The sequence below is a fragment of the Amycolatopsis sp. NPDC054798 genome (assembly GCF_053611505.1).
In genome coordinates, this window is record NZ_JBSHAM010000031.1 from 86,070 (window position 1) to 94,529 (window position 8,460).

The following is an 8,460-nucleotide window of genomic DNA, read 5'->3' on the forward strand; positions in this document are numbered from 1 at the left end:
CGGCGCCCACGGGTTGTCAAGATCGCGATGGCGGGTATCACAGGAGCCGCCCAACCAGGGAGGGTCGAGGCCGCAAGGGCCGAGTCGTATGAACCGGAAGAGCGTGCTCAGGAACCCACTGCTGTGGATCGTCGCGGGGTTGCTGGCGTTGTTGGCCTACAACACGATCTTCGACAGCGATCGTGGCTACACCCAGGCTCCTATCTCCACGGCGATGCAGCAGGTCACTGCTGGACATGTCAAGGAAGCGAGTCTCGAGGACAAGGAGCAGCAGCTCAAACTGCTGCTCACGCAGAAGATCGACATCGAGGGCCAGCAGACCGACCAGGTGGTCGCGCAGTTCCCTGGCGGTGCGACCAACGACATCTACAAGGCCCTCCTCGGCGCGAACGTCGACAACCAGGCGAACCACCCGATCAAGTTCACCACCAAGGTCACCCAGCAGAGCCTGCTGACCCAGATCCTGATCTTCGCGATCCCGCTGGCGCTGGTGCTCGGCCTGCTGATGTGGATGATGAACAACGCTCAGGGCGGCGGGAACCGCGTCCTGAACTTCGGCAAGTCGAAGGCGAAGCAGCTCAACAAGGACATGCCGAAGACGACCTTCGGCGACGTCGCGGGCGCTGACGAAGCGGTCGAAGAGCTGTACGAGATCAAGGACTTCCTGCAGAACCCGGCGCGCTACCAGGCGCTCGGCGCGAAGATCCCGAAGGGCGTTCTGCTCTACGGGCCGCCGGGCACCGGCAAGACGCTGCTCGCGCGAGCGGTCGCGGGCGAGGCGGGCGTGCCGTTCTACACGATCTCCGGTTCGGACTTCGTCGAGATGTTCGTCGGTGTCGGTGCTTCGCGAGTGCGCGACCTGTTCGAGCAGGCGAAGCAGAACGCGCCGTGCATCATCTTCGTGGACGAGATCGACGCGGTCGGCCGCCAGCGCGGCGCTGGACTCGGCGGCGGTCACGACGAGCGCGAGCAGACGTTGAACCAGCTGCTGGTCGAGATGGACGGCTTCGACGCCCGCGGCGGCATCATCCTGATCGCGGCCACCAACCGGCCGGACATCCTCGACCCGGCGCTGCTGCGCCCCGGCCGGTTCGACCGGCAGATCCCGGTGTCCGCGCCGGACCTGCTCGGCCGCAAGGCGATCCTCGAGGTGCACGCCAAGGGCAAGCCGATCGCGCAGGGCACCGACCTGACCGGGCTGGCCAAGCGCACCGTCGGCATGTCCGGTGCGGACCTGGCCAACGTGCTGAACGAGGCCGCGCTGCTCACCGCCCGCGAGAACGGGCACGTGATCACCGACGCCGCGCTCGAGGAATCGGTCGACCGGGTGGTCGGCGGTCCCGCGCGCAAGAGCCGGATCATCTCCGAGAAGGAGAAGAAGATCACCGCCTACCACGAGGGCGGGCACGCGCTCGCCGCGTGGGCGATGCCGGACATCGAACCGGTGTACAAGCTGACGATCCTGCCGCGCGGCCGCACCGGCGGGCACGCGCTGCTGGTGCCGGAGGACGACAAGCAGCTGATGACCCGGTCGGAGATGATCGGGCGGCTGGTGTTCGCGATGGGCGGCCGCACGGCCGAGGAGCTCGTGTTCCACGAGCCCACCACCGGTGCGTCTTCGGACATCGAGCAGGCCACGAAGATCGCCCGCGCGATGGTCACCGAGTACGGCATGAGCGCGCGCCTCGGCGCGGTGAAGTACGGCCAGGAGCAGGGCGACCCGTTCCTCGGCCGGTCCGCGGGCAGGCAGGCCGACTACTCGCTCGAGGTGGCGCACGAGATCGACGAGGAGGTGCGCAAGCTCATCGAGACCGCGCACACCGAGGCGTGGCACGTGCTGAACACCTACCGCGACGTGCTCGACAACCTGGTCATGGAGCTGCTGGAGAAGGAAACCCTGCAGCGCAAGGACCTCGAGCGGATCTTCGCGACGGTCGAGAAGCGCCCGCACATCACCGTCTTCAACGAGTTCGGCGAGCGCACGCCGTCGGACAAGCCGCCGATCAAGACTCCTGGCGAGCTGGCGATGGAGCGCGGCGAGCCGTGGCCGCCGCCCGCTCCGGAGAAGGAGAAGCCGGCGCTGCAGCCCGCTCCGACCCCGGTCGGCACCGCGCCTGGCGCGGGCGAGCTTCCCGGCGGCCCGCCGTATCAGGCTCCGGACCCGAACGCCAACCCGTACGCCCCGCCGTCCAACGGCGGACGTCCGGCGGGCGGGCCGAACGGCACCGGACGCTGGGGCCAGCCGTATGGTGGTCAGCAGCAGCCGGGCGGTCCGGCAGGCGGCGGCTACCAGCCCGGTGGCCCGGGCGGTGCGCAGAGCGGACCGCCGAACTACGGGGCGCCTCCGGGCTGGACCCCGGCGACGTCCCCGGGCGGCCAGCAGCCGTGGCGCCCCGCCGAAGACCGTCCGCGTGAGCAGGGCTGGTTCGCCGACGGCGCGAACGGCCAGCAGCCGGACGAGGGGCAGCATCGGCGTGACGTCGACGGATCAACAGACAAGCAGTAAAGACGGCATCCGCCCGGTCTTCGATCAGGACCGGGCGGAGCGCGCCGTCCGCGAGCTGCTGCTCGCCTGCGGCGAAGACCCGGAACGGGATGGTCTCCAGGACACCCCGGCCCGGGTCGCTCGCGCTTACCGGGAAATGTTCGCCGGCCTCTACACCGATCCGGACGAGGTGCTGGCGCGGACGTTCGACGAATCGCACGAGGAGCTCGTGCTCGTCACGGACATCCCGATGTATTCCAACTGTGAACACCACCTCCTGCCGTTCCACGGAGTAGCCCACGTCGGCTACATCCCGAACGGCGAGGGCAAGGTGACCGGGCTGTCGAAGCTCGCCCGGCTGGTCGATCTCTACGCTCGCCGCCCGCAGGTGCAGGAGCGGCTTACCTCCCAGGTCGCTGATGCGCTGGTCCGGAAGCTGGAGCCGCGCGGGGTGATCGTGGTCGTCGAGGCCGAGCATTTGTGCATGTCGGTGCGCGGGATTCGCAAGCCCGGCGCCCGGACTACCACTTCGGCGGTGCGCGGAATGCTGCGGTCTTCGGCGACTTCGCGGGCCGAGGCGATCGAGCTGATCCGGGGACGCCGGTGATCCCCCGGCCGGGACGGTGCGCCGTGATGGGCGTGCTGAACGTGACGCCGGATTCGTTCTCCGACGGCGGCCGGTACCTCGATCTCGACCAGGCGCTGGAGCACGCGCGCGAGATGTGGGCGCGCGGCGCGGACCTGATCGACGTCGGCGGCGAATCGACGCGGCCGGGAGCCTCGCGGGTCGACGCGGAGACCGAGGCGGCGCGGGTGTTGCCGGTGATCCGGCAGCTGGCTTCCGAAGGCGTCGTGCTGTCGGTCGACACCACGCGGGCCGCGGTGGCCGAAGCCGCGGTGGAGGCCGGCGCGAAGGTGATCAACGACGTGTCAGGCGGGCTCGCCGACCCGGCGATGGGACGGGTCGCGGCGGAAACCAAAGCGCCGTGGGTGTTGATGCACTGGCGTGGGCACAGCAAGGACATGAACGCGTTGGCCACGTACGCCGACGTTGTCGCCGAGGTGCGCGGCGAGCTGCTGCACCGGGTCGACGAAGCGATCGCGGCCGGGGTTTCCGAGAGCGAGATCGTGCTCGACCCGGGCCTTGGGTTCGCCAAGCACGCCGAGCACGACTGGGCGTTGCTGCACGGGCTGGATTCGTTGCTGGACTTGGGTTTCCCGGTTTTGGTGGGTGCTTCGCGCAAACGGTTCCTCGGCCGTCTGCTGTCCGGAAAGGACGGGGTGCCGAGGCCGCCGGACGGCCGCGAGATCGCCACCGCGTCGATTTCGGCGCTGGCCGCGGCGGCAGGTGCTTGGGGCGTGCGGGTGCACGAGGTGGGGGCTTCACTGGACGCCGTGGCGGTGGCCGCGGCCTGGCAGCAAGGGCGGGCCGATGGCTGACCGCATCACGCTCACCGGACTGCGCGTGTTCGGCCGGCATGGAGTTTTCGACCACGAGAAGCGGGACGGGCAGGAGTTCGTCGTCGACATCGTCGCGTGGCTCGACCTCGGGCCGGCCGCGGCGTCGGACGACCTGACCAAGACGCTGCACTACGGCGAGCTGGCCGAACTGGCGGCGGGGATCGTCGCCGGGGAGCCCTACGACCTGATCGAGAGCGTCGCCGGGAAGATCGCCGACGAGGTCCTGCGCGACGACCGGCTGACCGCCGTCGAGGTCACCGTGCACAAGCCGGCGGCGCCGATTCCGCTGACCTTCGACGACGTCGCGGTCACCATCCGGCGGGAGCGGTGAGCCGCGCGGTCCTGTCGCTCGGTTCCAACCTCGGCGACCGGCTCGGCTATCTGCGCGGCGCGGTCGACGCGGTGCGCCCGGCGCTCGTCGCGGTGTCCGGGGTGTACGAGACGAAGGCGTGGGGCGTCGAGGATCAGCCGGATTTCCTGAACGCGCTGTGCATTGTCGACGACCCGGCGCGCGACCACTGGGCGTGGCTGCGCGCCGGGCAGGCGGCCGAACAGGCGGCGGGCCGGGTGCGCGAACTGCGCTGGGGCCCGCGCACGCTGGATGTCGACATAGTGACAGTGCGGGGGGTGAAGTCCGACGACCCCGAACTGCTGCTGCCGCATCCCGGAACCCCGGACCGGGCGAGCGTGCTGATCCCGTGGCTCGAGATCGACCCGGATGCCGAGGTCCCCGGGCACGGCCGGGCCGCCGACTTGCTCGCCCGGCTGCCGGAGGCCGACCGGGCGGGCGTCGTCCTGCGGCCCGACCTGACCCTGTCGTGAGTGGCGATCCCGGTTCTAACCGGGATCGGCGCTCACGAGGCCCGCAGCGCGGCCAACAGGAACTGCACCTCGTCCTGCCGGCTGGGGATGGCGGGCCAGCCGTTGATCGTCGCGAGCAGCTGCCAGTACCGCTCGGCGCGCGGATCCGCCCCGACGGCGATTCCGTCGGCCATCTTGTAACGGACCGCAGGATCGGCCGGGTCCTGGTCCGTCCGGGCCGAGGCGGTCGCGATCGCGTCCGCCAGCGCCCGTCCGGCCGGGGAGTCCGGCGCGTGGCCCGCGTCGAGCGCGGACCGGGCGTCGGACATCCAGCTCTCCCAGTTCTCTTGCTGAGCCTTGGTCGGCTGCTCGTACTCGCCCGTTTCCCGCGCGGACGAATGCCGCTCGCTCATCGTGCGGATGGACTGCCGGAATCCGGGGTCCTGCACGAGTTCGGCGAACTCGATCCAGGCTTCCAGCTGTTCCGGCGTCGGATCATCCGGAAGATCCGGTTTCGCCGATTGCATTCGCGCGTAGAACTCGGGATCGACATCGAGCCCTTGCATCATTTCGGCCCAGAACTCGTCCACCAGACGGCGGCGTTCCTCGTCCGGCATTTGGGCTATGCGATTCATCAGTTTCACTTCCTCCAGCTCGGAATCCCGTTTCAGCACCGCGCGCAATACCGCGCGGCGCAGCCGCAACCTCCGGATCTGCTCGTCGAGCGCGTCGACGTGGCTGGTCGCCAGGTCGCGCACCGTCGTCTCGCGCGCCAGTGCGCGGGACACGTCGGGCAGGCCGATGCCCAGCTCGCGCAGCGTCCGCACCAGCTCCAGCCGGGCGAGCGCGTGCGCGTCGTACAGCCGGTAGCCGGCTCCGGTCCGCTGCGTGGGCGGGAGCAGGCCCTCGTCGGAGTAGAACCGGATGGTCTTCACCGGCAGCCCGGTGCGCCGGGACAGTTCGCCGATCGTGAAGACCGTGGTGGCAGGCATGTCAGGCATCGTGGAGTCTCCAGTCGCTGGAGAGTCAAGCCTGCCAGAACGGGCTCGGTACGGTGGAGGCATGCACTTCACGCGGTCCCGGGACCTGGTCGTGGCCGCGGTCCTCGGCCTCGCCGTGGTCTACGTGCTGTTCCAGACCGCTTACGGCGATCTGCCGCGGCTGCCGTTGCTCGCCGGGGTGACCTTCGCGGTGCTGGCGGTCGCCGAGGCGGGACTGGCGTTGTCGATCCGGTCGCGGATCAAGGCGGGCCGGGTGCACGGCGACGCGGTCGGAATCGCCAGGGCGGTCGCGCTGGCGAAGGCGTCTTCGCTGGCCGGGGCGTTTCTCGGCGGTGGCTGGGTGGCTGCGTTCCTGTATGTCTTCCCGCGACGTGACGAACTCGTCGCCGCGGTCTCCGACACCAAGTCGGCGGTCGTCGGGGCGGTCTCGTCGGCGTTGCTGGTAGCTGCCGGTTTGTGGCTCGAGCACTGCTGCCGGACGCCACCGGAGGACCGTCGGACAACGACCGGTTAACGCTTCGATCGAGCCGCTCGAAGTACCGACTAGGTCTCATTCGGATCACCGGAAGGTACGGTGTCAGGCATGACTGGCGTGGGTGACGACTCGCATGGCCGCCGCCCTGGCAGGCCGTGGCTTGTCGTCGGATTGCTCCTCGCCGTCGGCGCCACCCTCGCATTGGTGCTCAGCGACGACCTCCGGTACCTCCGGCTCGGGATCGTCGCGGCGCTCTGGGCTGCCCTGATCGGCGCCTTCCTGGCTGTCCGGGCCCGCAAGAACGCGGCGCACAGCGAGGACGCGGTCGCCGAGGCGCAGGCGGTGTACGAACTGGAGCTGGAGCGCGAGATCGCGGCCCGGCGGGAGTACGAACTCGAACTCGAAACGGAAACGCGCGAGGCCGCGCAAGCACAGTCACGCGAAGAATTGGATGCGCTGCGTGCTGAAGTGGCTGCGCTGCGCGAAAGTCTGCAATCTTTGTTCGGCGGCGAAGTGCTTCTCGAACGCGTCGCGCTCACCGCGCAGGCGACTCGGATGCGTTCCCTGAACGACGATCAGCGGCTCGTTTCGGCTGGTGCGGAAACCAAGAACGGCAATGGCAAGAAACCGGCCCAGCTGCTCGCCCCGAAGAAACCGGTGGTCGATGTTCCGGAGCGGCCGACCGAATTCATGGACCGGGTGGTTGATGCGGCGCCGCCGGCGGAGCGCCGCCGGACCCCGGTGAATGGTGCGGCGAAGACCAATGGGTCTAACGGCTCGATCAGCGCTGGGTTGAACGGATCCGGTCCGAACGGCGACCGTGCGACCCAGTTGCGCACCCAGCAGATGCCGCGCCTCAAGCCGAAGCGTCCGGAGCCCGTCGAACCGGAACCGTTCGAGGACGACGTCGAAGCCGACAGCCCCGCCCCGCGCGGAGGCCGTGATCCTCGCGCCAACCTGGCGGAGGCGTTCGTGCCCCGCGGCGGTCGCGGCGGAGACGCTGTCCCGCACGAGGGACGGGCGAGTGTCGCGGACGCTTTCGCCGCGCGTGAGCCGCGCAATGGCGCACCGGAACCACATGCTGAGCGGCCCGCTCGCGGTGGTGCCCCGGAGCCGCAGGCCGAGCGGGGCCCTCGTGGTGGCGCGGCTAAGCCGCGCGTTGACCGTGCGCCGGAGCCGTACGAAGCCGAGCGCCGTCCGGCGGGCGACTCTGGTTCGCACGTCATTCCGGAGCCGTTCGAGCAGGACAGCGTCGAACGCGGTCCGCGCAACGTGACTGAACCGCTGCCTCGCGAAGCCGACCGCGCCCGTTTCGCGCCCGGTTCGCACGCTGGGCGCGAGGACGCGGCGTTCGGCCAAGGCAAGCCGTCTCCGCGAGTCGCTCGGCCGCAGAACGACGTGCCGGAGCCGCCTCGCCGTCCGGTCGCGGACGCGCAGCCGACCCGGGCTGTCGCGCCGGTGACCAAGCCGGAGCCGCCGGTGAAGGAGGAGCGTCCGGTGCCCCGGTTGGCGGCACGGCCTGCTCCGAAGCGGCCGGAGGAGCGTCCGGAACCCGCTGAGCAGACTGCGATTTCCCGTCCGGCCGAACCGGCTGCGCATCGGCATGCCGAGCCTGCGCCGAAGAAGGCGGAGAAACCGGTGCCGGAGAAGGAGACTGCGGCTGAGGTGCCGACGCGGGCTCCGTCTCGGCTGGAGCAGTTCTCTCGGTCGGATTTGTCGCCGTTGGCGGAGGACACGCCTACCGGGCGGCATGGTGCGCCTGGGGCTGACGCGGTTAATCCGACGTTGCCGGAATCGGTTCGCAGCGCGGTGGGCAGTGGGGCTGGCGGGCGTCGGCGGCGGCCGGAGGCTGAGTCGGGTCCGGCTGCGGCTCCGGTCAGCGGGGGGCGTCGGCGGAGGCCGGATGGGGAGCCGCCTGCTTGGGAGAGTGCGGCTGAGGAGAGCGTGGAGGAGGAGTCGGCGCACGGGCGGCGGGCTGCGGACCGGGGTGAGGGTCCGGCTGGGCACCATGCTTCTGGGCGTTCGGTGACGGAATTGCTTGCGGCTAATGGGAAGAAGGACGGGAGTCCTCGGCGGAGGCGGCGGGCGGAGGACTGAGGTTCTCGGGCTTCGTTGCGTGACGGGCTCGTCGCCTGGCGGCGACATTGCTTGTGGTGTCGTGAGGGGGCACCCCGAAGCTGATTGTGACGACGGCGCGGGGGTGCTTGTCAAGGCGGGAAAGATGCCTTGACAAGCAC

General features: G+C 70.0%; 8 protein-coding genes. 7 read left to right on the forward strand and 1 reads right to left on the reverse strand.

The window, feature by feature from the left end:
* The first annotated feature begins 88 nt into the window (after positions 1-88).
* Genes ftsH through folK form a run of 5 tightly spaced genes read left to right on the forward strand, consistent with a single transcriptional unit; the run spans position 89 to position 4,768 of the window.
* On the forward strand, positions 89-2,506 hold the full coding sequence (gene ftsH, locus ACWGIC_RS20780; protein ID WP_452077575.1) for an ATP-dependent zinc metalloprotease FtsH: 2,418 nt from the start codon (positions 89-91) through the stop codon (positions 2,504-2,506).
* Positions 2,475-3,092 (forward strand): GTP cyclohydrolase I FolE, encoded by a 618-nt coding sequence (gene folE / locus ACWGIC_RS20785; RefSeq protein WP_452077576.1) that lies wholly within the window; start codon positions 2,475-2,477, stop codon positions 3,090-3,092. Before ftsH ends, folE begins: the two co-directional genes overlap by 32 nt.
* A 26-nt stretch (positions 3,093-3,118) precedes the next feature.
* The gene (folP, locus tag ACWGIC_RS20790) at positions 3,119-3,925 is read left to right on the forward strand and encodes a dihydropteroate synthase (RefSeq protein ID WP_452077577.1); all 807 of its coding nucleotides are present in this window, start codon (positions 3,119-3,121) and stop codon (positions 3,923-3,925) included.
* Positions 3,918-4,277, forward strand: a complete 360-nt coding sequence (gene folB, locus ACWGIC_RS20795) for a dihydroneopterin aldolase (protein ID WP_452077578.1) — start codon at positions 3,918-3,920, stop codon at positions 4,275-4,277. Before folP ends, folB begins: the two co-directional genes overlap by 8 nt.
* A complete protein-coding gene (gene folK / locus ACWGIC_RS20800) occupies positions 4,274-4,768 on the forward strand; it encodes a 2-amino-4-hydroxy-6-hydroxymethyldihydropteridine diphosphokinase (protein ID WP_452077579.1) in 495 nt (164 codons plus the stop codon). The genes folB and folK overlap by 4 nt, the downstream gene beginning before the upstream one ends.
* Positions 4,769-4,800: 32 nt before the next feature.
* Here folK and ACWGIC_RS20805 read toward each other — a convergent pair whose 3' ends face one another.
* Positions 4,801-5,739 carry a helix-turn-helix domain-containing protein gene (locus ACWGIC_RS20805; protein ID WP_452077580.1) on the reverse strand — a complete coding sequence of 313 codons (939 nt, stop codon included), beginning with the start codon at positions 5,737-5,739 and terminating at the stop codon, positions 4,801-4,803.
* Positions 5,740-5,809: 70 nt separating this feature from the next.
* Here ACWGIC_RS20805 and ACWGIC_RS20810 point away from each other — a divergent pair, with 70 nt between their 5' ends.
* Positions 5,810-6,262 (forward strand): DUF3180 domain-containing protein, encoded by a 453-nt coding sequence (locus ACWGIC_RS20810; protein WP_452077581.1) that lies wholly within the window; start codon positions 5,810-5,812, stop codon positions 6,260-6,262.
* A 69-nt stretch (positions 6,263-6,331) separates the two neighbouring features.
* Positions 6,332-8,320 carry a DUF6779 domain-containing protein gene (locus ACWGIC_RS20815; protein ID WP_452077582.1) on the forward strand — a complete coding sequence of 663 codons (1,989 nt, stop codon included), beginning with the start codon at positions 6,332-6,334 and terminating at the stop codon, positions 8,318-8,320.
* The last annotated feature ends 140 nt before the right edge of the window (positions 8,321-8,460 follow it).